The organism is Candidatus Delongbacteria bacterium, assembly GCA_020634015.1.
Lineage (GTDB): Bacteria > CAIWAD01 > CAIWAD01 > CAIWAD01 > CAIWAD01 > JACKCN01.
In genome coordinates this window covers 113,218-137,587 of record JACKCN010000003.1, presented here as the reverse complement: position 1 = coordinate 137,587, position 24,370 = coordinate 113,218, and the positions used below count along the sequence as shown (strand labels likewise).

The following is a 24,370-nucleotide window of genomic DNA, read 5'->3' as shown; positions in this document are numbered from 1 at the left end:
TCCATGCTCAGGCTGGCAGGCTCGCGTCCGAGGGCGTCAAGAGCGTGCTCCAGCCGTCGCTCATCGGGACGGGACTCAGTCCGCCCGGGCCTGTTGGATGCATTGCTCGATGTCATGATCCAGCTCCTTCACAGTCTTTCCTCGGATGACCGACAAGGACGTGCCTCCGTCGAGCGCCACGCGCAATTCCTGCCTGCAGCGACTCAACCGCGACTTGATCGCGCCCTGGCTTTCCTTGCGCAGGTCGGCGATCTCGGCCACGGAGAGTCCAGCCACGTGGTACAGCAACAGGGTCTCACGGCGCATCGAAGGCAGGCGCAGAATGGCCGTCTTCAGATGCTGAAGATCCAGTCGCAGTGCCGGATCCGGATCCGAGGCAAGCTCGCGAGTCTCGCCATGTTCCAGTTCCATGGGCAGAAAGCGTTTCCAGAACTCCCGCCGGGCCCCGCGTTTGGTCTCGTTGGCGATGATCCGGAACAGCCAGAACTTGAAGCTCGCTTCATCGTTCAGGCTGTCCAGCGCCTGGAGCGCCTTCAGCAGGGATTCCTGCAGCACATCTTCCCAGTTGCGGGGCGCCATGTAGCGCGCAAAGGCTTCCGCCTGGGAGTAGAGGGGCTTCAGCAGGGTCCAGAATCGATCGGGGTTTGTGATCAATGCCGGTCATCTCCTTTCAGCGCACAAGAGTCATCCCGCCGGCAATCGGTTGCATGGCTGCCGAAAATGGTGAAATCTTCAGCGGTGGACACTCCCGGGCCACCCACCTCGCCCGCTTTCGGGCTACCCGCCCAAGATGAAAAACGCGGAGCCTCCGAAGAGACTCCGCGCCGAAAGGAAGAAATGGGAACTCTCAGTGGGAGTCGACCCGACCCTTGACTTCGCGTTGCCAGGCCTGATATCCGCCGCGCACGTTCACCGTATGGCGCCAGCCCTTGCGGCGCAGCCACATGGTCACCTGGGCGCTGCGCACCCCGTGGTCCGAGATCACGGCAATCCGGGTTTCCTTGTTGCGGAACTCAGGTCCGAGTGCGGATTCCTGGTCGGTGCTGAGACGACTCAGCGCCACGTGAACCGTGGTGGGAGCCATCAGGCGGGCACCGTCCATCTCGTCGTCTTCACGCACATCCATCAGCAGCAGAGCGCCTTCGGCGATCAGGTCCGCAGCTTCGGTCGCGGTGATTTCAGGGGCACCATAAGGATTCATTTTCGTCTGGGGCAGTCGGGAAGCCGGGCTGTCCGTCCTGCTGTCCTTTTCCGAAAACTTGCGTATGACCATCTTGCACACTCCAGAGTCGCAGCTGATCCTGTCTGCCAGCAACCAACGATCCCGGCAGGGAATCAGCCGGACACCAACGAATACTCACATGGGGTCGGCTATCGTGCTTGGAAGAGCTTTCAACCCTGGGGGGGAATCTGCGAAGCTACTCGCCATCGAGCCTTGATGTGCGTCAGACCGAGCAAAAGAACTGGCAGAATATTCAGCATGGAGGGCCGGAAAGAGTCCAGGGGGCAGGGAGGGGCAAAGGATCAAAGCCCAAGCCAGTCCGGCAGACTGGCGACGCCGTCGAGAACAGCGTCCGAATGCCGCTGCGCCCGGTCTTCATCGTCGCGGCGGTACTTGCCACTGCGGACAAGCATCGCACGCAGGCCGGCCCGGCGCGCCGCGATCACATCGTTTTCCAGATCATCACCGATCATCCAGACCGCTCCGGCCTTCAGACCGGCATCAAGACCATCCCGGAGTACGGCACGGGCGGCATTGAGGAACAGATCAGCGGACGGTTTGCCCACCAGGACTGCTGAACAGGATGCTGCGTACTCCAGTGCGGCGACGAATGGCCCCGCGTCCAGCACAAGACGTCCGCCCTTGCGGAAGTAGCGATTGGCCTGGCACGAGACCAGTCGGGCACCATCCATCAAGTCCATGAAGGCCCGATTCATGACCTGGTAACTCCAGCCGGCTCCCAGATCCCCCACCAGCACGGCCTGGGCGCCTTCGTCCTCGGGTCCAAGCAATGTCAGGCCCGCCAGATCTGTGAGGGCGGCTTCCCGCACGAGGGCACGCACTCTCGTCAGGCCCATGGTGCCCAGGGTCTGACGGGCAGCCGCCAGGGGAGTCATCAGCCGGGAGGAGTCCACCGGAAAGCCCATGCCGGCCAGGCGTTCCAGAACCGTCCCGCTGGGAATCGAGGTGGTATTGGTCACGAACATCAAACCGATGCCCGCGGCCCGGATCCGCTGAAGTGCTTCAATGGCACCGGGAAGGGGCAGGCCATCTTCGTGAACCGTGCCATCCAGATCCAGCAACAGCAATCCGGGACGGTCGTTCATGACGAGCTCCCGCCGGGCCGCTCGCGGGTCCCGGACTCAGGTGGGGTCGGTGGGGCGGGCTGGAATTCATCATCGATGAGCATCCGGTGCGCGGGAGTATCCAGATCGTCGAACTGGCCCTTGCGCACCGAATGAATGAATGCTCCCAGAGCCACCGCCACGATCAGCAGCGCCAGAGGCACAAGCACGTATACGACAGACATCCTGCTCCTCCGCTGGAGTCCCACTTGACGGCAAGGAATCTGTCACAATTCGTTGAGATGGGGACTGTGATCCCGGTTCTCCGCTGCCGAATGCGCCAGCAGCGCCGAACGCCAGGTCGACTGGGTTTCCAGTACCTGGCCCACCTTGTGCATGAGTTGGGACATGCTGAACGGTTTGTGCAGGAACTGGAAGGTCGGGCTGTTCGCTTCCTCTGGCAGGATCACTTCACTGGCGTATCCCGACATGAACAGCGTGCGCAGCATGGGATTGGAGGCCTGGATCCGCTGCGCCAGGTCCCGCCCGTTCATGCCGGGCATGACCACATCGGTCAACAGCAGATGGATCACCCCCTCGTATCCATTCGAGATCTCGAGCGCCGCATCTGGCCCGGAGGCTGACAGCACATGAAAGCCGTGCTGCTCGAGCATGCGCGTGGCGAGGGCCAGGATTCCCGGTTCATCTTCGACCACCAGAATGGTCTCGTGTCCGGTCACGACGGGCGTTTCCACCTGGATCTGCTTGCTCGATCGGCGTTCATCCAGATGGCGCGGCAGAAAGATCTCGAAGAGAGATCCCTGGCCCGGTTCGCTCTTCACTCTGATCAGGCCACGGTTCTGGCGCACGATTCCGTACACGGTCGAGAGGCCCAGCCCCGTGCCCTTGCCCACTTCCTTGGTAGTGAAGAAGGGTTCGAAGATCTGCATGCGCGTGGCATGATCCATGCCCGACCCGGTATCACCCACCGAGAGCAGGATGTAGCGGTTGGTCTCGATGTCACCGAAGGCGTCTTCGAGGCCTTCGCTGGTGTCCACGGCACGCGTGGTGATGGTGATGCATCCCGTGCCATTGATGGCATCCCTGGCGTTGACACACAGATTCGTCAGCACCTGGTCCAGCTGGCTCGGATCCATGAACAACGGCAGCGATTCCATCCCGGCATTCCACTTGAGCTCGACATCGGAACCGATCAGGCGGCGCAACATCTCCAGCATGGCAGCCAGTGTATCTTTCAGATCAATCTTCCGGGGCGAGTAGGCCTGCTTGCGGGCATAGGCCAGCAGCCGGTGTGTCAGCCGACTCGAGCGGTCGGCCGCATCCAGGATGTCCTCGAGAGCACGCCGTTGAGGTGAGTCCGGGGGCAACTGCGACAGGGCCAGATCGGCGGTGCCGATGATCACGCCCAGCATGTTGTTGAAATCGTGCGCCACGCCACCGGCCAGGCGACCGACGGTTTCCAGTTTCTGCGCCTGCAGCAGCTGCTCTTCCAATCGGAGGGTCTCGGTGATGTCGGAGACCATTTCGATGACACCGCTCAGGGTGCCGTCGGGATCCTTCAGCGGGGATGACACGACCCGGAAATGAAAGGTCTCCTTGCCAGCCGGAGTGGTCGTGATCGCTTCGTGCACACGGCCATCCAGCAGTGTCCGGAACGTTGGGCAGCCATCGCAGACCGTATCCCGAGCCGGTGTGTTGAACACCTCGAAACAGCGGGGCCTGCTGGCGCAGTTGACGCCCGGAAACCAGTTCCGCATCTGCTGGTTCATCTCCAGCACTTCCATTTCGGGACTGATCAGTGAGATGCCGAAGCCGGCGTTTTCCAGGATCGAGCGCAGCTTGGACTCGCTGAGCGCCAGGGCGTGCGCGGCTCGACGGGTCTCGGTGACGTCGTGGAACGTGGTCACTGCCGCGTAGGGTTTGCTGGAGTCGTCGCGAAACATCGGTCTGCTGTTTGTAGACAGCCAGATCCGTTCTTCCTCGTTCTGGCCAACGCCCAGCTGGAATGCATTCTGGGCTTTGCCGGTCGCGAGTGCCAGACGCGAGGGGTGTTCCGCTTCCGCAAGCGGACTGCCATCTTCGCGGACCACGGCCCAGGGCCTGACATGGCCTGGCTCCAGGAGCAATGAGCACCCGGTGATCTCCTCGAACTCGTAGGCCTTCGGATTGGCCGCCAGCACGCTTCCATCGGCGCCATGAAGCACCACTCCATCGGCCATGGACTCCACCAGAGTACGATAGAGTTCCTCGTTGTACTTCAGCTCCCGCTCGACGGCACGCCTGGATCTCATTTCACGCTTGAGACTGATCACGTAGTACGTCATCGCCAGAACCAGCATGAAACACAGTCCCTGAAGCAACAGCAGCACGTAGTACAGCGTGCCGTGCCCCGACTGGCTGAATCTCAGATGAGTTTCCAGCGCCCCGGGCAGCATGGGGATTTCATGGCTCAGATCGCGATCATCGCCTTCGTCAAGAATCGGGCCGACAAGAGTACGTCCGTTGCGGTCGATCACGGCCAGCTGGATATTGCCATGAGGCACGTCGGACCGGGCCTTGTCCAGCAACCTGTTCACCGAGTAGACGGCCCCCAGCAGCCCCATGAATTCCGTGCCTTCGAACACGGGTACCCATTGCTCGAATGCAAGTTCGCCCTGGATGGAATCGAACAGATTCGTGTACGCGGGAGATCCGGTATCATGCGCCAATCGGGAAGCCCGCCGCGACTCGGGAAGATCCAGTCTCAATCCGATCACCTGCTCGTTGCCTGCCAGAGGCGCAACACTCCGGATCACGTAATCCTTGTCAACCCAATTGAAGCAGACAAGCTCCGGGTGGGACAATGAATACCGGGCAGCCAGGTCCTCGAACCGTGAAACGGACAGGTCGCCCGAAGCCCGGGATTCTTCCAGCAATTTCAGGTAGTCTTCGTTCCCGCCCATGTGCAGCAGAATGTTGCGACTCACCATTTCGCCATAGGCGACCAGATTGTTCTTCTGGCTGGTATGGTAGGCAACCCGGAACATTCCAAGCAGGCCGGCGAAGACCAGCGAGAAAGCGAACAGCAGCGCCAGTGGACTCAACCAGGAAGGAAGTTGGCGGGACTGTTCCGAGAGTCGAGTGGCTGTCCTGGCAGGATCGGAGGGCGTGGGAGGTGGGTCGGAACGAGACATTCGAACTCCTTCGACCGTGGCTGGGCAAGTCCCGGTGTTGGCCGTCAAGAATGACAGTGTTTGACAAATCTATCGGCAAGAGCAGCGGGAGGCTGTACCAATCAATGAAGAGGAGTCCTCGACAAATCATGCGGATGCGAGCAGCATCAGGGGGAAGTTTCCTGTTCTGGCCTCAGCAAATTCGGCGACAAGGCACCAAAACTGCGGTTGTTGAGCGAAATCAGCACAACGGTCAATGAGCTGATGGGCATCAGCACGGCGGCCACCAGCGGGTTGAGCAGGCCGCTCATCGCCAGACCGGCACCGGCCAGATTGTAGAACAGACTGAGAGCAAGGTTCAGCCGGATCGTTCGCACCGTCCCGCTGGCTCCGGCCACCAGTTCGGCAAGGGGCAGCAATCCGGGTCGCGACAGATACACATCCGCGGCGGCCAGGCTGGCTTCGGCACCCCCGCGCACGCTGACGCCAACGGTGGCGGCCGCCAGGGCGGCGGCATCGTTCACCCCATCGCCCACCATCATCACTCTGCCCGTGCGGGCGAGGCCCTCAACGATCTGCAGTTTGGATTCGGGCGAAACTCCGCCCAGACAGCGGTCTTCGGCCAGGCCCAGACGACCACCGATCGCGCGTACCACGGAGGGATGGTCCCCGGAGAGGATCCGCGGTTTCCAGCCTCGGGCCCGCAAGCGATCCAGCGTCTCCAGCGCATCGGCCCGCAGGGTGTCACCAAGTCCGAACACGGTCACCAGCTGTCCATCCACGGCCACCCCGATGGGAGTCAGTGCATCCGCCAACAGCCCGGGGATCGCCTCCTCCAGCGCTCGCGCAGGCAGAATGCCCAGGCCTGCCAGATGGGACAGCGAGGCCGCGATGACCGTGCGCCCATTGACCTCGCCGGCGATTCCGGCTCCGCTGATCTGTCGTACGGAGTTGGCGGTCGGCAGTGTGCTCGCATCGGCGGCCCGCAGCAGGGCTCTGGCGACCGGATGGGCGCTGTTGGCTTCAAGGGCCGCCACCAGTGGCAGGCTCCCCGCGTCGCCCAGAGTGCGCACGAGATCCAGACGCCCCTCGGTGAGTGTGCCTGTCTTGTCCAGAACCAGCTCGCCACCATCCTGCAGACGTTCGATCACATCCGCGCCGCGTACCAGGATGCCACGCCGGGCCGCGCGCCCCAGAGCCAGGCCCACCGCCAGAGGCGTGGCCATGCCAAGCGCACAGGGACAGGTCACGATCAACAGCGAGATGGCATGGTCCAGTGCCAGGCCGACACCGTTGCGCACCCAGAGTGCAAAGGTCACGAGGGCCAGAAACAGCACACCGGCCACGAACCAGCCCGAGATCCTGTCGGCCAGCAGCACGATGGGAGCACGTCTGCCCGCGGCATGCTCGATCTCCTTCATCAATCGGCCCACGCGCGTATCCTCGCCGGAACGCATCACGCGCACCACCAAGCGGCCTTCCAGATTGAGGGTGCCGGCAAACACGGGGGCCCCGGGTTCCACATCCTGGGGCACCGATTCCCCCGTGAGCAGCGACAGATCCAGACGCGAGTTGCCCTCTTCCACCATCCCATCTGCGGGAACCGTCTCCCCGGCGCGTACTTCCACCCGGTCCTCGATGGTCAGCGCGGACAACGGGACCTCGCTGACCACTCCATCCGTGATCCGGCGAGCCGCACTGGGGGTGAGCGAATGCAGCAGTTCGGTGGCATCGGCGGCGCTGCGCTGCTGTCGGCGCACCAGCCAGCGTCCGCAAAGCAGCAGGAAGATCAGCACGGTCAGGGTGTCGAAGTAGATCTCGCCGCGGTTGGTGATGGTGTTCCAGCTGCCCCAGAGGAAGGCTGCCGCGATGCCGATGGTGATCGGCAGGTCCATGTGCAGGCTGCGGGCCTTGAGGCTGCCCCACGCACCACGGTAGAATTCCATGCCCGACCAGAACACGCTGGGAGCGGTGAGCAACAGGCTGACCCAGCGGAAATACTGGCGGAACTCCTCGCTCATGCCACTGAAATAGCCTCCGTAGAGGCTGAAGGCGATGAGCATCACATTGCCCGCCGCCGCACCGGCCACCGCGATCCGGATCAACAGGCGCCGGTCTTCGCTGCGGTGAATCGAGTCCATCTGCGAGCCGCGCCAGGGATGGGCCGGATAGCCCAGCGAGTCCAGGAAACGGGCGATGTCGCTCAGCCTGGCCCGCCGCGGATCCCAGCGCAGACGGGCGCGCCCCCGGCGGATGTCCAGCAGGCACTCGTCCACGCCGTCCAGCTTGATCGGCAGTTTCTCCACCAGCCAGACGCAGGCCACACAGTGCACATTCTCGAGATACAGATCCACTTCCAGATGGCCGTCGGCAAGTGGCCGACACCAGGCGTCCTGGAATCCGGGATCGTCAAAGTCACGGTAGCTGCGATCGGTGATGGTGGCGGGGCGGGTCTTCTCGCGGGCGGGGTCGGCGGAGCGGGCCAGGTCGTAGTACTTCTCGAGACCGTTGCCATGAATCACATCATACACGGTCCGGCAACCATTGCAGCAGAACTGCAGGGGTTCGTCAGGCCTGTGCAGGGCGGGTGGCACATCCAGTCCGCAATGGGCACAGGCCGACACCCCCGTGCGCTGGATCACGCCCGGATCGGACCAGGACGGGGATGGCGTCTCGTCGGACACGGTCACTCATTCTCGCAGCAGGGGGCCGTGAAGGGATCACCCTTGGCGGGCTTTCCATCCTCCTGGATGGCGACCGGGGAGGTGATCTGACTGAAACGTTCGGGATTGATGCCCGCCCGATGGATCACGCTGATCAGGCCCATCACCACGATCGCAACGGCCCCCACCACGGGCAGATGCCTGCGGAAGCGTCCGCTGAGAGCCTGGATTCCCACTCCGAGTGACACCATCACGGGCAGTGTGCCACTCCAGAAGAGCAGCATCACCAGGGCCCCCTGCCAGGGACTCCCCGTGCCGGCGGCCGTGATCGCGAACGCGTAGAGCCAGCCGCAGGGAAGCAGCGTGGAGGCCAGCCCCAGCATGCCTGCTCGCCACAGCGGTGGTTTGTTCTGCAGGTTCTGGAACAACCTGCGGAAAGCCGCCCCGGTGGATTTGCCCAGAGGATTGGCCGGCAGGAATCTCAGGCCGAAACGGGCGAAGAGCACGCCCAGGCCCCAGAGGATCATCAGTACCCCGGCCGCGATCGCGGATACCCGGATGATCCCGGCGGCTTCGCCGGCCATGTTGACCGCACTGCCCGCGGCGCCGGCGAGGGCCCCCAGGGTGGCGTAGGACACGAGTCGCCCCAGGCTGTAGGTCAGATGCCCCAGCCAGCGTTTCTCCACAGGGGCGCCCGCCGCATAGAATGGCAGCAGCGGCCCGCACATGCCGGCACAATGGGCACTGCCCAGCAGGCTGGCACTGAACACGGCGATCAGCAGCAGGGTCATGGTGTGGCTCCTTGTATGTCCAGGAGTGCCGCATCCAGTTCGCGTCGCAGGGTTTCGGTGTACACCGACTCGCCACGCGTGGCTGTGATCCTGAACTCCCAGATCCCCGCCTGGTCCATGGGCAACAGGGCGCGGTAGCCGGAATCACTGGCCACGAAATCCTGTTGCATGCGCTGGGCACTGCGCGCATTGGCGAAGGCCACCACGGAAATCCGGGCGTCGTCAATGACAAGTCCGGTGGAATCAGCCAGTTGCAGCGTGAGAGCCATGATGCCCGGCTGGGCGGGCAGGAGCGCCAGCTCGAGCCTCCAACCCAGCTCAAGGTTCTCGCGAGCCTGGGCCTGGTGCTCGTCCCATTGGACGCCCTTGACATAATAGTCCGGCTCGACACCAAAGGAGGGGTCGTGATTCACCTTGTAGAAGAAGATGCCGTACAGCACCACCACCGGCAGCAACAGCAGCGGCACCGCCAGAATCCACCAGCGGCCGGAGCCTTTGCCCGGGGTCGTGTTCTGTGTCATTCGCGTGGCCCCAACAATTTGTACAGCACGCTCTGGCTGAACCCCAGTGAATCGGTGACTTCGATGTGCGTGGGGACATCGCCATGCTCGAAGGCCTCTTCATTCAGGATCACGAAGAGGGTCGCGGTGTGACTGCCATTGCCGGGGACCACGATCGGATTTTCCGGCGCGATCAGCTGGGCCTCCGCAGGCTCGGTGACCGAAATCCAGAACTTGCGGGGTTCGAGATCCCGATTGCCCACCTTGACCCGCAGGCTGTTGCTGATGCGGTCGTCGCCCAGATCGGTCCAGGGCGCGCTCAGGCCGCGCAACACGGTCACGTCGGCGGTCTTGATCGAATTGAGCTTGATGGTGAGCAGGGTCAGGGCCACGATCAGCACCGTGGGATAGATCAGCAGCCGCGGCCTCAGGAAGCGCCGGGTGCCGGTTTCCAGTTCTTCCTGCGAGCTGTAGCGGATCAGGCCGCGCGGCTTGCCCAGCTTGTCCATCACCTGGTCACAGGCGTCGATGCACTGGGTGCAGTTCACGCATTCCATCTGCAGACCGTTGCGGATGTCGATGCCTGTGGGACAGGTCTTGACGCAGGCACCGCAGTCAATGCAATCGCCGAAACTGGTGTCCTTCTGCTCTCGACGGTCACGCGTGGTGCCGCGGCTTTCGCCGCGCGTGGTGTCGTAGCCCACGATCAGGGAACTGCGATCGAGCAGCACCGACTGGAAGCGCCCGTAGGGACACGCGACCAGACAGGTCTGCTCGCGGAACCAGGCGAAGTCGATGAAAACCAGTGTGGACACCGCGGCCATCACCAGAAAACCGCCCGGATGGTCGAGTGGTGACTGTCGCATCCAGTGCAGCAGCACATCGACACTGACCCAATACGCAAGGAAGGTGTGGGCCAGAAACACCGCGATCAACAGGAACACGCCGTTCTTGGCGAGCCGGCGGATGCCACCGCCCTGCTGGTCCAGCTTGCGCTGCTGCTCGGGCGGCCCTTCGAAGAGACGCTCGATGGGACGGAAGAGAAATTCCATGTACACGGTCTGGGGACAGGCCCAGCCACACCATACTCGCCCGATGAGTGCCGTGAGCAGGAAGATGCTGACCAGAATGGAAAGCATGAACAGCATCAGGATCACGGTGTCCGTGGCCAGCAGTGTCTTGCCGAAGAAGGTGAACTGCCGATGTGCCAGGTCCAGAAAGATCGCCGGCTTTCCACCGAGCGTGATGTAGGGAATCAGGCTGAAGGCCAGAATCAGGAACCAGGCCAGCACGCGCCGGCGCTGGAAGAAGCGGCCGGCATACAGACGGGGACGCATCAGCTTGCGGCTGCCGTCCTGGTTCATGGTGGACAATACCTTGGGAGGTGGGCCGGCGCTGCCCTCGGAGGGGGAACTCATCACGGGGTCCTTTCGGGGACCGCCCCTTCAAGGGTGGACGGTCCGGCATGGGCACCCCATCCGGGTTTGACCGGATGGGGTGCCATCTCGTATGCCGCCGTTCCTTGGAGCCAGTACGAAAGTTCCAGGAAAAGGAACGGTCAGGGGTTCTGTTCTGCGGCCGGGTCCGCGATGGACGCATCTTCGACCAGACTGTCGGCGGGAGCGGTGTGGCTCACGGGATCGTAGAGCTCGCCTTCCGGCGCCTTGGGATTCGCGGGGGTAGTGTCGCGCAATGTGTACACGAACGCCACCACATTCTCCAGTTCTTCGGGCTTGAGGATGTTCTCCCAGGCCAGCATGCCCTTTTCGAGCACGCCCTTGCGAACGGTATGCATGATGCCGTCGATGGAGCCATTGGAGTTCTTCCAGTAGTTGTCGCACAGGTTGGGGCCGATCAGACCCCCGCCATCGGCCGTGTGGCAGGCCACGCAGTTCTTCTCGAAGATTGCCTGGCCGCTGCCGATCCGGGTGGGGTCGCCCACCATGGCCAGCAGGGCTTCGCCCGATGCGGTCATGATTTCGGGCGGCTGCTGGGCCTCGTACTCGGCCACATCCTGGTCGTAGCGCGCCAGCACGCCGGGCGCTCCGTAGATGTGGTAGAAGGGGAAGTAGACGAACGAGAACAGGATGGTCAGGATCCACAACCACTTCCACCAGCCGGGCAAGGGATTGTCGTACTCCTTGATGCCATCGTAATCGTGATCCAGCAGTTTATCGAATGCCTTGCTCATGAATCTCTCCACTTGTTTCCCGCTTTCGCGGGTTCCAGTTCCCCAGGGGAAGAGGCCGTCAGCGCTCCGGGTCCGCGGATGGCGCTTCGGTGGTCGTGCCATCGTGCAGGGGCATGGCGGCCGCATCGTCCATGGCCCGGCGATCGCGGCGCACCAGCGTGGTGATGGCCACCAGGGCGTAGATGCCCAGGAAGATCACCAGGGCGATTTCCGCATAGTTCGCCAGGTCGGCGTACGACATGATGTCACTCAGCCTCATCTGGCCGATGCATCCATCTTCTTGATGTCGGTACCCAGACGCTGCAGATAGGCGATGAGCGCCACGATGTCCTTGCCCTGCAGATCCGGTCCACCCTGGTCCACGATGCCGCGGGCAATGCTCTCGGCCTGGGTGCGTGCGTTCTGCTCGGCACTGTCCACCACATCACCATAGGGCACGCCAAGCATCAACAGGGCATCGATGCGGGGCTGGATGCTTGCGAAGTCGATGTCATTCTTGGCCAGCCAGGGATAACGCGGCATGATCGACTGCGGAGTGGTCGAGCGCGGATCCTCCATGTGGCTCACGTGCCACATGTCGGGATACTTGCCGCCCACGCGATGCAGGTCGGGACCGATGCGGCGGGAGCCCCACTGGAAGGGACGATCGTAGATGAACTCGCCGGGCTTGCTGTACTCGCCATAACGCTCCGTCTCGTGGCGCATGGGGCGCACCATCTGGGAGTGGCAGTTGTAGCAGCCTTCGGACACGTAGATGTCACGTCCGTACTGCTCGAGTGGCGTGTAGGGCTTTACGGAGGCGATGGTGGGGATGTTGGACTTGATCAGGAACGTGGGCAGAATCTCGAAGAGCGACGCGCTGATCACGGAGATTGCCACGAAGATCGTGAAGACCAGACCCTTGCGCTCCCAGACGCGGTGCCAGCCCATGCCGGTGAACCAGCCCCAGGCACTCTCGTTCTCGCGGCGGGGATCATGCTCGCTGCCATCACCGGTCAGGGCGGGGGCTTCGGCCACGGGATCCTGCAGCTGGCCCGCGGGGGCCATCTTCATGGTCATGACCATGTTCACGGCGCAGAGGATCGCGCCCGTGATGTACAGCAGGCCGCCCACCGCACGCACCATGTACATGGGCATGAGTCGCATCACGGTCTCGACGAAGTCCGGATAGGCCAGGCGTCCGGTGGCGTCGAAGGCGCGCCACATCAGGCCCTGGGTGACGCCGGCGCTGTAGATCGAGACGATGTACAGCAGAATGCCCACGGTACCCAGCCAGAAGTGCAGTTCCATCAGCTTGTGGCTCCAGACCTTGCCGGTCTGGTACAGACGGGGCAGCAGCCAGTAGACCATACCGAAGGCCATGAAGCCGTTCCAGCCCAGGGCACCGGAGTGCACGTGGGCGATGGTCCAGTCGGTGTAGTGGGACAGACTGTTCACGCTCTTGATGGACAGCATCGGTCCTTCGAAGGTGGACATGCCATAGAAGGTCACGGCCACGACGTAAAACTTGAGCACGGGATCCGCGGCCACGCGGTCCCAGCGTCCCCGCAGGGTCAGCAGGCCGTTGATCATGCCACCCCAGGAGGGCATCCAGAGCATGAGGGAGAAAAGCATGCCCAGGGTCGAGGCCCACTCGGGAAGTGCGGTATAGTGCAGGTGGTGCGGGCCGGCCCAGATATAGATGAAGACCAGCGACCAGAAATGCAGGATCGAGAGCTTGTAGCTGTAAACGGGGCGCTCGGCCGCCTTGGGCAGGAAGTAATACATCAGGCCCAGGAAGGGTGTGGTGAGGAAGAAGGCCACGGCATTGTGCCCGTACCACCACTGCATGAAGGCGTCCTGAACACCGGCGTAGATGCTGTAGCTCTTGAAGGCCATGGCCGGCAGGGCCAGGTTGTTGAAGATGTAGAGCACGGCAATCGCGACGATGGTGGCGATGTAGAACCAGATGGCCACATACAGGTGCCGTTCACGCCGCTTGGCGATGGTGCCGAAGAAGTTGATCGCGAACACCACCCAGATCAGCGCCACCAGAATGTCGATGGGCCATTCCAGTTCCGCGTATTCCTTGGACTGGGTAATGCCCAGCGGCAGCGTGATGGCCGCACTGACGATGATGATCTGCCAGCCCCAGAAATGGATGCGGCTGAGCAGGTCGCTGAACATCCGGGCTTTCAGCAGGCGCTGGCTCGAATAGTACATGCCAGCGAAGATCGCGTTGCCCGCGAATGCGAAGATCACCGCATTGGTATGCAGCGGCCGCAGACGCCCGAAGGTCAGCCAGGGCAGACCGAAACTCAGATCGGGCATGAAGAGCTGCAGGGCGATGATCACGCCCACCAGCATGCCCACTATGCCCCAGATGACCGTGGCCCCCGTGAACTGGCGGACGACCGCGTCGTCGTAGGAGAACCGTTCGACTCGTTGTTCCATGTTTCACCACTTCCTTCTAACCGGTGCCTGATGACTACCGATCGCCAAGGCACACCGAATAGCCAAATAATCATAGAGTAGATCAACTCTGAAATCGAACAATCTCCAGAGCGGTCAACACGATGATAGGATGGTCATGATTGGAGAAGCCTCCGCGAGCGTCACAATGTTTCCTTGAAATGCGATCCTCGGGTTGACCAAAGTCAAGTGGTTCAGCTACAGCTACTATTTTCACCCTGGACTTGATAAGTTGTCCACCTGATTGTCATGCAAGAGCCAAAGCAGGCTCCTTTGCCCAGCGCCCACCCAGGAGTACCGGATGGCCCTGTCTTCCAGGTCTTCATTCCCCAGTTGCGATACCCCGAACGGCTGCATGAGCTGTGCGTCTCGGGTGTATTCCGCATGGAATCTGCTCAGCGAAGCGGATCTTCAGTTCCTGAGCGAGCACAAGAAAACCCGCCACTACAAAGCTGGCCAGATCATTTTCTTCCAGGACGATCCCTGCTACGGGGTCTACTGCATCGAAAGCGGCCTGGTGGCCCTTCGCAAGACGGACGAGCAAGGGCGCAGCGTCATCGTGCGGTTGGTGCACCCAGGTGAGACGGTGGGCTACCGCACCTTCTTCTCCGGCGGCAATTTCACCAGCAGTGCCGAAAGCCTGGCCAAGTGCCGCGTCTGCTTCATCGAGAAGAGTGTGCTCGAGTACCTGCTGGACCGCAACAAGGATGTCATGCGCGACTTCACGCGCCAGCTGGCCAATGAGCTGAAGCGCAGCGAAGAAGACATGCTCTACCGCAGCACACTTCCCGCGAGGGCCCGCCTGGCCCACCTGCTGCTGAATCTGGTGGCGCACGCCGACATCGAACTGAAACGCAAGGATCTGGTCTGGGAACTGCCGCTCAGTCGCCAGGACATGGCGGCCATTCTGGGCATTCGTCCCGAGACCATCGCCCGCACCCTGCATTCGTTCGAAGAAGAAGGCGTGGCCCACTTCGAAGGGCGTCAGGTTCGCGTGCCACAACTGGACATGCTGGAAGCCGAAGCCGAAGAGATCTGAGTTCCTCCCTTCCTCCAACCCATGAAAAACGCGCAGCAAGCTGCGCGTTCGTGACACTCCAGATACCCACGACTGACTCACCCATCCCCCAGCGTGCAGGCGAGCCCATCAATCGTGTGCGGGAAGCAGCGTGCCTTCCACTTCGCCGAACCCGATCGGGACGGCATTGCCGGCGCGGCACACGCCCGTGATCAGGATGCTGTCGCCGTCCTGAAGATAGGTGCGTGTCTCACCGTTGTGCAGGCTCAGGGGCTCGGTGCCTTTCCAGGCCAGTTCCAGCAAGCTGCCATAGCTGCTTTTCTCCGGGCCTGAAATCGTGCCGGAGGCCATCAGGTCCCCTGTGCGCAGATCACAGCCGTTGACCGTGTGATGGGCCAGCTGCTGGTTCACGTTCCAGTAGAGGTGGCTGAAGTTGCTGCGGCAGATGCGTTGGTAGTGGTCCATCTTCGCGCCCTTGAGCAGCACATCCAGCTCGATGTTCCAGCTGGGGTTGCCCTCTGTCCGCAGGTACTCCAGGGGTTGGGGATCCTGCACGGGGCCTTCGCTCACGAAGGGCTCCAGTGCATCCAGAGTCACCACCCAGGGCGAGATGGAGGTGGCGAAGTTCTTGCCCAGGAACGGCCCCAGCGGCACGTACTCCCAGCGCTGGATGTCGCGCGCGCTCCAGTCGTTCACCAGCACCAGACCGAAAATGTGCTCGCGCGCCGACTGGACCGGCACCGTCTCACCGCGCCGGGTACCGGGGCCCACCAGAAACCCCACTTCCAGCTCGATGTCCATGCCGCGACTGGGGGCATGCACGGGTGTCTCGGAATCGGCGGGCATGATCTGTCCCCAGGGGCGGTGGAATGCGGTTCCACTGACCACAACGCTGCTGGCACGGCCATGGTAGGCCACCGGCAGATGCAGCCAGTTGGGCATGAGCGCGTTCTCCTTGCCGCGGAACATGATGCCCACGTTGGTCGCGTGCTCGCGGCTGCTGTAGAAATCGGTGTAGTCGCCGATGCGGGCCGGCAACAGCATCTCCACCTCGGCCGCCGGATGGAACACACGGGCCCGCAGGGAGCCATTGTCACGCAGCTCGGCCACATCCTGGCGCAGCAACTGGCTGATGCGTTCCCGGGCTTCACGCCAGGCAGGGCGCCCCAGGGCCATGAAGGCATTCAGTGCATCACTGCAAAAGACATCCGTTCCGGCCAGACAGGGTCCGTTGAAACAGCCCGCGAGCTGCAGTTCAGCCAGATCCAGCACATGGTCTCCGATGGCCGTTCCCACACGGGCATTGCCACCTGACCGCGGCCTGAACACACCGAAGGGCAGGTTCTGGATTGGAAAATGATGGCCGTCGGGCACGGCGATGAAGCTCTTGAGTGCGGGGTCGGTCGTGGCGGACATTCGGTTCTCTCCGGTGATTGCAGGCGGCCGCGGCCGCGGTACTGTGTCAGTCGTTCAGCTGGGCCAGGTCATCCTTGCACCAGCTCTTCTCGTTCTCACCCGTGCGCGAGAACCATTCCAGCGCTTCGGTCCGCGCACGTCCGAATCCTTCGGTGTCACCTCCGGCGCGCAGAGCCATGGCCATTGCGGCGCAGGCGAAGAAGTTCTCGACGGGAGGGGCCGAATTGGCGATGCAGATCGCCACGCAATTGCGCGCGTGATCCACGGCACGATCGGGAAGTGCGGCACACAGCAGGCTGCGAGCCAGCCGGTATTCGGCGCGCTCTTCCTCCAGCCAGCCTCCGGCGCGTCGCCAGTAGATCAGCGCCGCTTCCGCGGCTTCCACCATGCCGGCGGTTTCCCATGCATCGCGTTCGCTCTTCTCTTCCAGACTGGCGGCCAGATTGTTGCCGGACACCGCCAGCGCCCGCAGTGCGGGTGAGCCATCGGGCAGACCGGCCTGGGCACGCTGGAGGGCTTCCCGGTAGGTCTGGATCGAGCGCGTGAGCTGGCCGTTGCCCTGAAGCGCGGACGCGGCCATCGCCAGAATCGAGATCCGGTCTTCGGCGGAAAAGACGCTCAGGTCCACCTGACCGTGATCCGCGTGTTGCAACACGGCGATGCTGCGGGACAGGGCGGCGTCCGCCAGGGGGTCGGATGCCGCCAGGCACTGTGTGCGCAGGGTTTTCAACAGTTCGATTCCCGCCTGCCAGCGGGCCAGGTGTTCACCGTGGACATGGGTGATCAGACCCGCCAACTGGCGCACTTCAAGGACACTTGCCGGCAACGCGAGAGCGCCTTCGATGCGCTCCGCCACAGCGTGCGGCTGATCGCCGTGCTCGGCCCAGGCCGTGTCGATGAATTCGGCGAAGCTCATCTCTGGCCTCTCCTGAATTGCCGCTGGAATGTGTGTCACTCCAGCAGGCCCATTCCCCGCAGATCCTCCACGGGCTCTTGGAAACTGCAACTGCCGATGGAGGTGGCGAAGGTGCGACGCGCCGCGGCCAGAGTCTGCGGATCCAGGCGCCAGCCCCGGAAACCGAGGCTGTTGGGGCTGATGTGAAACTCGGCCGGATCCTCGCAGAAGAGGATCTGCTCGATTTCGGTCTTGCCCAGATTGAGTTCCCGCGCCAGCACCGCGGCCACGATCACGTTGAAGAATCCGTGCATGCGGGTCTGGACGCCCTCGTCAAAATGTCGTACAGGGTGATGCAGACCGGCGGTGAATTTCATGGGCACTCCCCTGGAGGCACAGCCCAGGATCAACTGTCCCAGGTATTCCACCGGCGGGAAAGCTTCGGCTGTCACTCCTCCACAGCGCACCTTGAGGCCCGCTGGCGGCACACCCGCGAAGGAATCGTTGTAGTGCGCCAGGGCACTGCAGACCCAGTCGGTCCCCGATTGCCAGTCCTGCTCGGGCAGTTCGAACCAGGGTCGGGACAGCGGCCCCAGCAATTCGCCGGTTTCCTTCAGCAGCAGGGCCAGTTCAGCGGGGCTTTCCAGCTGGGGCAGCTTCAATTCCAGCGACTGTACATCAAAGTGGGCCCCGTGGGTGAACAGCAGGTTGCGGATGCGGGACACCTGGCCGTGCAGGGAGTCGCGCAACGAGTCCGCCGAATCGGCTCGCTCGCCCAACAGTGACAGTGCCCAGCGGCTGTCGGCCTTCTTGGCCGCAAGGGCCAGAGGCACGAATTCATCCAGTCGCGCCATGGGCACGATGAAACGCGCCTGAAGTGCCCGAAGTGGATGTTGCAACTGGGCCGCGTACTGGTTGACCGCCTGGTCAAGCGGGAGTGCAGCGGGCGGAAAGAGACCCGCCCAGTCAAAAAGACCCGTCAACAGCGAGGCCAGAGCGGCATGCAGGGGCATTCCGGAATCCTTGGATTTGGGGGTTGCCCGGGCACGTGACGAGACCGCGGGTGTGTCATGGACAGGCATCATGGTAATGAAATGCCTGCAGGCGGGCAGCGTCCCGCGAGGAGAGAGACCGGGTCCGGAAGGTCCGGACCCGGGAAGGACTCAACTGTCGAAACGGGGCACCTTGCTTCCGCAGCGGCGGATATAGGAAAGCTGCTCGAAGGCATCGGCGGGAATCGTGGGTCCCACGGCCGTGCAGTGCTCGTTGAAGGCCTGCACCAGCAAACCGGCCACCTGCTCGGCACTGCGGTTTTCAATGTCCATGCGATGCAGGATCGACACGGGTTCACCGTTCTTCAGCAAGACCATGCAGGGAGAACTGGGGGGCATGGGTTCCATGCGCTCGCGGAAGCGATTGACCGCGGCCTTCTCCATGCCCGCGAAAATGGCATGCAGGCGATCGGGCACGCGCTCGTTCTGCAGGGCCAGCGCGACTCCGGGGCGGGCATTGCCGGCGGCGCAACCGCAGACGCTGTTGAGCACGACCAGCAGGGTTCCCTGGGTCTGGTCGAACTGCTCATCCACGTCCTGGGCGCTCAGCAGGTCCTTGAATCCAACCTCGCGCAATTCCTGGCGCATGGGCTCCACGGCCACGGGATCGTAGCTGGGATATTCACTCATCATCATGGCTGGCTCCTTCCAGTCTTGCGACACCTTCGTCACTTGGGGCGTGGAAGTTAGTCTTAACGAAGACCGCTGGCAAGCCGGTCCGACACATTCCTCGGCCCTGGAATGGATTCCTGGCAGTTAACTCCTTGCATGTCATTCAGTTGCCGCCGCATGTATATTCCCGGGCGGGCCAATCCGAATCTGGATTCCGGCCACCTCGACGACGATAAGACCGGCCAGACCCAACAGGAAGGGAGGATCCGGATGCGTCACCCGCCTCCCCACTTCCGGGTCCACCGGGAACCGCGCGCGCCGAGCGCGATTGAATTCAACCGGACCAGTCATTGACAACCCACCAGCTCATGAGGGCCACCATGTTCGATTTGCTCAACAGCCTTACCCAGTTGCAGGATCAGAACACGGACCTTGAAGAGGTTCTGACCTTCGAACAGTACCTGGCCCTGGTGATCCGCGAACCCTGGATCACACGCAACACCTCGCAGATTCTGCACGACATGATTCTCACCGGAGGTGTGGAACACTCGATCCAGCCCGGCAAGCCGGTGAAGCACCGTTACGGCTTCTTTGAAATGAAGGAGCGCGTGGGCAACTACGTGGTCTTCGGCCAGCAGAAGGCCAAGGAGAACTTGGTTGAGAAGTTCGACAACGCCAGCCGCGGGGCCGAGGCCGCCAAGCGCCTCTGGATTCTGCTGGGCCCTCCGGGCAGCGCCAAGTCGCGTTCGATGGACGGCATCAAGACCGCGCTCAACCGCTACAGCGCGTCCGATGCGGGCAAGACCTACAGCCTGCTGCTGCCCACGGTGGACGAACGCCTGCGCGACCGCGCCGTGCTCGAGGAGAATGGGGTGTACTACATTCCGGCTCCCATTTTCGAGCGCCCGCTCCAGGTGGTGCCCATGGAACACCGCGAAGCCTTTGCCGCCGAGCTGACCCGTCGCCTCTCGGAGGAAGGCCTGAAGAAATTCCTGGCCGACCATCCCCACTACGACGGGCGCTATACCGTGCACATCGACGGGCGCATCTCGCCCTACGCCGAGTTCGTGCTGCGCGAGTTCACGCGCGCCAAGCGTCTCACGCCAGCCCAGCTCTACAGTCACCTCAAGGTCAAGCGCATGGTCTTTGACGCCAGCACCAAGACCGGCATCGGCTCCTACACCCCGCGTGACGAGAAGAGCCAGGAAGCGGGCTCGCTGGTGGGCAACATCGATTACAGCCTGCTGCCGCGCTTCGGCAGCGAGTCACACCCGCTCGTGCATGACTACAAGGGCGAACTGTGCGCCGGGGCCAATGGCTTCGTCGAGATCCACGAGATTCTCAAGCTGAGCGACAAGTTCCTCTACGAGCTGCTCTTCGCCACCCAGGACCGCTTCTTCAAGCCCGAAGGACAGGCCCCGATCCCCTTCAACGGCGTGATCATCGGCCACACCAACTTCCATGAGTACAACATGTTCATGGAGAACCGCTCCTTCGAGGCCCTGCGCAGCCGCACGACCTTCATCGAGATGCCGCTCTCGGTCAACTTCAAGGACGAGGAGCACATCTACAGCCACACCTATTCCAACGAGGTGCGCGGCTGGTCGCGCGAACGCAGCCACTCGGGACACGTGGCCCCGCACAGCCTGGAACTGCTGAGCCTGATCTCGGCCATGTCGCGCCTGTACGCCAGCAAGCAGAACCCCAATCTCAGCCTTCTGCAGAAGGCGCTGATCTACGCCGGACGCGCCGACAGCGGCGTGGACAACAACATGGCCCGGATGATCCTGGACGAGTTCCAGTTCATCAAGCCCAGCGAGGGCACCTTCGGTCTGGATCCGCGCTTCATCCAGAACGTGTTCGAGAAGACCGAGCACTTCCAGATCAACGAGTACGCGGCCAACATCCAGAAGCTGCGCGAGGAAAGCGGCGAGCAGGCGATGATGGCCTCGATCGCCCTCGAGAATCCCTGCGTGAGTCCGCTGGATCTGTACGTGCAGGCCGAGAACATGCTCAAGGAGAGCTTCGCCACCCAGAAGACCACGCTCAGCCATTATGTCGAGCGGATTCTGCCCCAGGCCAAGAGCTGGATCTTCGGGCAGATCGCCAGCGACGTATACAGCGCCATCCTGCGCGACGACAGCGTGATCGAGACCACCTGGAAGAAGTACACCGACCACGTGCGCGCCTACGCCCACAACACCACGGTGAAACACGACGTCACCCAGGCCGACGCCCAGCCCGACGAGAAGTTCATGCAGACCATCGAACAGTATCTGGGTGTGCCCGAGAAGGATGTCTTCCGCAAGGAGCTGTCCGACGCCATCGCCAGCGTGAGCTACAAGGTGCTGCTGGCCGACGAGCCCAGCTACCAGAGCGCGATCAAGCGTTACGTCTTCGAGAACGAGTTCAAGAGTGGCGAGAACATGAAGCTGCTGGGCTGGATCAAGAGCGGAACCAGCCAGGCCAATGTCAACTCCAAGGAACAGGAGCAGCTCAACGCCACCGTGCGCTACCTGATGGACACCAAGGGCTATTGCGGCAAGTGCGCGTTCCAGGCCCTGACCATCACCGCCAATGCCTCGAGCATCGTGATCTGAGAGGCCGTCACACGGACAGGAACCCTGGCGTCACGGTTGGAAAGGTCAGCGCATGAGCGATCGCATCAACAGCAACGAATCGGAAGGCGCCTTCAACGATTTCATCCAGGATCGCCTCGAGGACATGGTGGAGACCATCCTCAACAACGGCGGACTGGACACTCGCGGCAGCGAGGTGATCGTTGAAATGGACGACATCCAGCCGCCTTCCTTCTCCTACGGAGAACCGGGCGGCGGCGGAGCCGGCAAGGGCAGCGGCCCGGGCGGCGAGGGCGAGAAGATCAGTTTCGGACTGCCCTTCAACCAGCTGATGGAACTGATGGCCCGCAAGCTGGGCCTGCCCGACCTGAGCAAGCAGGGCCAGGGCCGCATCAAGGAAGTGTCGTACGAGTTCAAGACCTTCGGCACCACGGGCGTGATCCTGGACAAGAAGCGCACCTTCCGGCGCGCCCTGCGCAGCAGCGTGGGCATGGGCCTGTACGACCCGGCCAACGACAGGCACGAGGTGCAGATCCGCCGCCGCGACAAGCGCTACAAACTGCCCGAGCGCGTCGAGAAACCCCGCTTCAAGGCCGTCGTGTTCTACATGGGCGACATCTCCTACAGCACCTGGGGCGAACGGCTGGAGCTCGAGAAGCGCCTGGTGGGCTTCATTCACCACTGGCTGGACTACAACTACGGCGAGCGCAACGTGGAACACCGCTTCTTCGTGCACGACGCCGAGGCCTACGAAGTGCAGCCCGAGCAATTCTACCGGGTCAGCAATGCGGGCGGCACACGCGCCTCGATCGTCTTCGACCTGGTCTCGCAGGTGGCCTTCAACGAGTACGACCCCGAGAGCACCAACTTCTACGGCTTCTATTTCGGCGATGGCGAGCTCTTTGATGACGACGCCCGCGAGATCACCGAGATCCTGGCCAGCCGGATGCGTGCGATGTTCAACCGCATCGGCATCGTGGAAGTCAAACCCAGCCGGGCAAGCCACCTGAACAAGATGGTGGGCGAAGTCTTCGCCAACGATCTTGTGATCAGGCTGGGCAGCCTGCGCGAGAAGAGTCAGACCATCGACGTGATCAAGCTGCTGTTTGGAGGCGCCGGTGCGGAACATTGACAGCGACAGTCGCCTGAAGGCACTCGAACAGCGTGTGATCCACTGGGCCCACGTCCATGGCCGCACCCTGCCCGAGATGCGCTTCTTCATCCTTGACGGAATGGAATTCGCCAGCCTGCTGGAAAAGCATGTCTACCCCACTTCCCCGATCAACATCTGGGAAGGCAAGAGCATGGTCAGCCGGCGTTACCGCATCGAGGAAGGACTGGAGAGCAGCATCTACTATGAAGTGGTGCAGACCGGCAATCCGTCCTACGCCTACCTGAACGACACCAATTCCGAGTGCATGCAGGCTTCGGTGATGGCCCACGTGGTCGGTCACTGCGAGTTCTCCGAGCTGAACGTGCTGCGCGATTCCAATCTGGACCGCACCGAGCACGTGATGCACCTGGTACGCAAGGTGGACCTGGGCCGGCGCCAGATGGGCGATCTGCATTACACGCGCTTCTGGAACGCCGCCGAATCAGTGGTGGACCTGATCGCGCCCAACAGCCAGTACAACCTGCAGCGCTCGGTGGATTCCGAAACCCGCATCCAGAGCAAGAATGACGACCCCATGGAACAGGAGGAACTGCAGGGCCCCTACATGCCCTTTTCCTCCACCATGGATGCCCTGCTGGTCATGGAAGACCGCCAGACCGCCTTCGAGCGCGAGATCCGTCAGCGCCAGCGCCAGGAAACACTGAGTCGCCGCGGCTACAAGCTGCGCGCGCCGTGCCAGGACGTGCTGGGCTTCCTGCGCAGCTACGCACCCGCCACCCAGGCGGAGCGCAACATCCTGGACTACCTGTACGTGACCCACCAGACACACGACTTCGTGATCCGCACCCAGATCATGAACGAGGGCTGGGCCATGACCTGGGAGAACACCATCATGCACGAGCTCTTCAAGGAGCGTGCGGTGGGTGACATCATCGATTACTGCAAGGTCTTCTCCGGAGTCTGTTTCCCGCGGCCCTGGTTCCAGCGCAATCCCTACCACCTCGGCTATCACATGTGGCGCCACATCAAGCAGCTCTATGCCGATGGCAAGGTGACCCTCGAGTACGCCGAGGAAATCAGCATGGAGAAGCGCGAGAACTGGAAGAAACCCCAGAGCCAGGATCCGCTGGCCGCCATGGAACACCTGGTGAGCACGGTAACCGACTACGAATTCCTGCGGCGCTTCCTCACGCCGGAACTGATCCATGAATTCCAGCTGAACCGGCTGCACAAGCAGATGGCGCAACGGCTGGGGATCAGCCCCAAGGATGTGGTACAGGAAAGTCAGAGCCATGTCTGGATCAATCCCGAACCGATCAAGACCGAGATGCTCAACTTCTTCACTCACTTCTACCGGCCGCGGATCTACATCATTGACACCGACTTCCAGGATGGCGGGCTGCTGCTGATGCACCGCAACGACGGACGTCGCCTGCGTGAGGACTGGGTCAAGCCCACCCTGCGCAACCTGAACATGATCTGGAAAGGCCCGGTCTCGCTGGTGTCGTCGAACACGCTCTACGGGTTCAGCGCCAACACCTACAAGGAAACGGCGATCTCCGAAGTGAGTTTCGAACAGGTCACGGCGCGCATGCAGCGCGACGAAAAACCCTTCAACGTGGGATAGCC

The 24,370-nt window shown here is 62.4% G+C and carries 20 protein-coding genes; 4 read left to right on the top strand and 16 right to left on the bottom strand.

Annotation, left to right across the window (positions count from 1 at the left end):
- Positions 1–75: 75 nt before the first annotated feature.
- The 12 genes from H6678_07320 to ccoN form a co-directional block, all read right to left on the bottom strand.
- Positions 76–654, bottom strand: coding sequence for a sigma-70 family RNA polymerase sigma factor (locus H6678_07320; protein ID MCB9473603.1), 579 nt, complete (start codon positions 652–654; stop codon positions 76–78).
- A gap of 193 nt (positions 655–847) precedes the next feature.
- Positions 848–1,273, bottom strand: coding sequence for a rhodanese-like domain-containing protein (locus H6678_07315; protein ID MCB9473602.1), 426 nt, complete (start codon positions 1,271–1,273; stop codon positions 848–850).
- Positions 1,274–1,524: 251 nt separating this feature from the next.
- Entirely contained in the window at positions 1,525–2,328 is an 804-nt protein-coding gene (locus tag H6678_07310; protein ID MCB9473601.1) for an HAD hydrolase-like protein, read from the bottom strand.
- Positions 2,325–2,531, bottom strand: a complete 207-nt coding sequence (gene ccoS, locus H6678_07305) for a cbb3-type cytochrome oxidase assembly protein CcoS (GenBank protein MCB9473600.1) — start codon at positions 2,529–2,531, stop codon at positions 2,325–2,327. Before ccoS ends, H6678_07310 begins: the two co-directional genes overlap by 4 nt.
- A gap of 42 nt (positions 2,532–2,573) precedes the next feature.
- The gene (locus H6678_07300) at positions 2,574–5,480 is read right to left on the bottom strand and encodes a response regulator (protein MCB9473599.1); all 2,907 of its coding nucleotides are present in this window, start codon (positions 5,478–5,480) and stop codon (positions 2,574–2,576) included.
- 146 nt (positions 5,481–5,626) lie between these two features.
- Positions 5,627–8,143, bottom strand: coding sequence for a heavy metal translocating P-type ATPase (locus H6678_07295; protein ID MCB9473598.1), 2,517 nt, complete (start codon positions 8,141–8,143; stop codon positions 5,627–5,629).
- Between the two features lie 2 nt (positions 8,144–8,145).
- Positions 8,146–8,913: a sulfite exporter TauE/SafE family protein gene (locus H6678_07290; GenBank protein ID MCB9473597.1), complete on the bottom strand. Its 768-nt coding sequence runs from the start codon at positions 8,911–8,913 to the stop codon at positions 8,146–8,148.
- A complete protein-coding gene (locus tag H6678_07285; GenBank protein MCB9473596.1) occupies positions 8,910–9,434 on the bottom strand; it encodes a FixH family protein in 525 nt (174 codons plus the stop codon). Before H6678_07285 ends, H6678_07290 begins: the two co-directional genes overlap by 4 nt.
- A complete protein-coding gene (ccoG, locus tag H6678_07280) occupies positions 9,431–10,831 on the bottom strand; it encodes a cytochrome c oxidase accessory protein CcoG (GenBank protein ID MCB9473595.1) in 1,401 nt (466 codons plus the stop codon). Before ccoG ends, H6678_07285 begins: the two co-directional genes overlap by 4 nt.
- A gap of 140 nt (positions 10,832–10,971) precedes the next feature.
- The gene (locus tag H6678_07275) at positions 10,972–11,604 is read right to left on the bottom strand and encodes a c-type cytochrome (GenBank protein ID MCB9473594.1); all 633 of its coding nucleotides are present in this window, start codon (positions 11,602–11,604) and stop codon (positions 10,972–10,974) included.
- 58 nt (positions 11,605–11,662) lie between these two features.
- Complete coding sequence (locus H6678_07270; protein ID MCB9473593.1) at positions 11,663–11,863, bottom strand: hypothetical protein; 201 nt, start codon at positions 11,861–11,863, stop codon at positions 11,663–11,665.
- The gene (ccoN, locus tag H6678_07265; protein MCB9473592.1) at positions 11,860–14,037 is read right to left on the bottom strand and encodes a cytochrome-c oxidase, cbb3-type subunit I; all 2,178 of its coding nucleotides are present in this window, start codon (positions 14,035–14,037) and stop codon (positions 11,860–11,862) included. Before ccoN ends, H6678_07270 begins: the two co-directional genes overlap by 4 nt.
- Positions 14,038–14,410: 373 nt before the next feature.
- Here ccoN and H6678_07260 point away from each other — a divergent pair, with 373 nt between their 5' ends.
- Positions 14,411–15,094: a Crp/Fnr family transcriptional regulator gene (locus tag H6678_07260; protein MCB9473591.1), complete on the top strand. Its 684-nt coding sequence runs from the start codon at positions 14,411–14,413 to the stop codon at positions 15,092–15,094.
- A 108-nt stretch (positions 15,095–15,202) separates the two neighbouring features.
- Here H6678_07260 and fahA read toward each other — a convergent pair whose 3' ends face one another.
- The 4 genes from fahA to H6678_07240 form a co-directional block, all read right to left on the bottom strand.
- On the bottom strand, positions 15,203–16,489 hold the full coding sequence (gene fahA, locus H6678_07255) for a fumarylacetoacetase (protein MCB9473590.1): 1,287 nt from the start codon (positions 16,487–16,489) through the stop codon (positions 15,203–15,205).
- A 46-nt stretch (positions 16,490–16,535) separates the two neighbouring features.
- Positions 16,536–17,405 carry a hypothetical protein gene (locus H6678_07250; GenBank protein MCB9473589.1) on the bottom strand — a complete coding sequence of 290 codons (870 nt, stop codon included), beginning with the start codon at positions 17,403–17,405 and terminating at the stop codon, positions 16,536–16,538.
- A 35-nt stretch (positions 17,406–17,440) separates the two neighbouring features.
- A complete protein-coding gene (locus H6678_07245; GenBank protein MCB9473588.1) occupies positions 17,441–18,397 on the bottom strand; it encodes a hypothetical protein in 957 nt (318 codons plus the stop codon).
- Between the two features lie 150 nt (positions 18,398–18,547).
- Positions 18,548–19,069, bottom strand: coding sequence for a BrxA/BrxB family bacilliredoxin (locus H6678_07240; protein ID MCB9473587.1), 522 nt, complete (start codon positions 19,067–19,069; stop codon positions 18,548–18,550).
- A gap of 359 nt (positions 19,070–19,428) precedes the next feature.
- Between H6678_07240 and H6678_07235 the strand changes: the two genes are divergently transcribed.
- Genes H6678_07235 through H6678_07225 form a run of 3 tightly spaced genes read left to right on the top strand, consistent with a single transcriptional unit; the run spans position 19,429 to position 24,368 of the window.
- Complete coding sequence (locus H6678_07235) at positions 19,429–21,648, top strand: hypothetical protein (protein ID MCB9473586.1); 2,220 nt, start codon at positions 19,429–19,431, stop codon at positions 21,646–21,648.
- A 52-nt stretch (positions 21,649–21,700) separates the two neighbouring features.
- Positions 21,701–22,759: a DUF444 family protein gene (locus tag H6678_07230; protein MCB9473585.1), complete on the top strand. Its 1,059-nt coding sequence runs from the start codon at positions 21,701–21,703 to the stop codon at positions 22,757–22,759.
- A complete protein-coding gene (locus H6678_07225) occupies positions 22,746–24,368 on the top strand; it encodes a SpoVR family protein (GenBank protein ID MCB9473584.1) in 1,623 nt (540 codons plus the stop codon). The genes H6678_07230 and H6678_07225 overlap by 14 nt, the downstream gene beginning before the upstream one ends.
- Positions 24,369–24,370 lie beyond the last annotated feature (2 nt).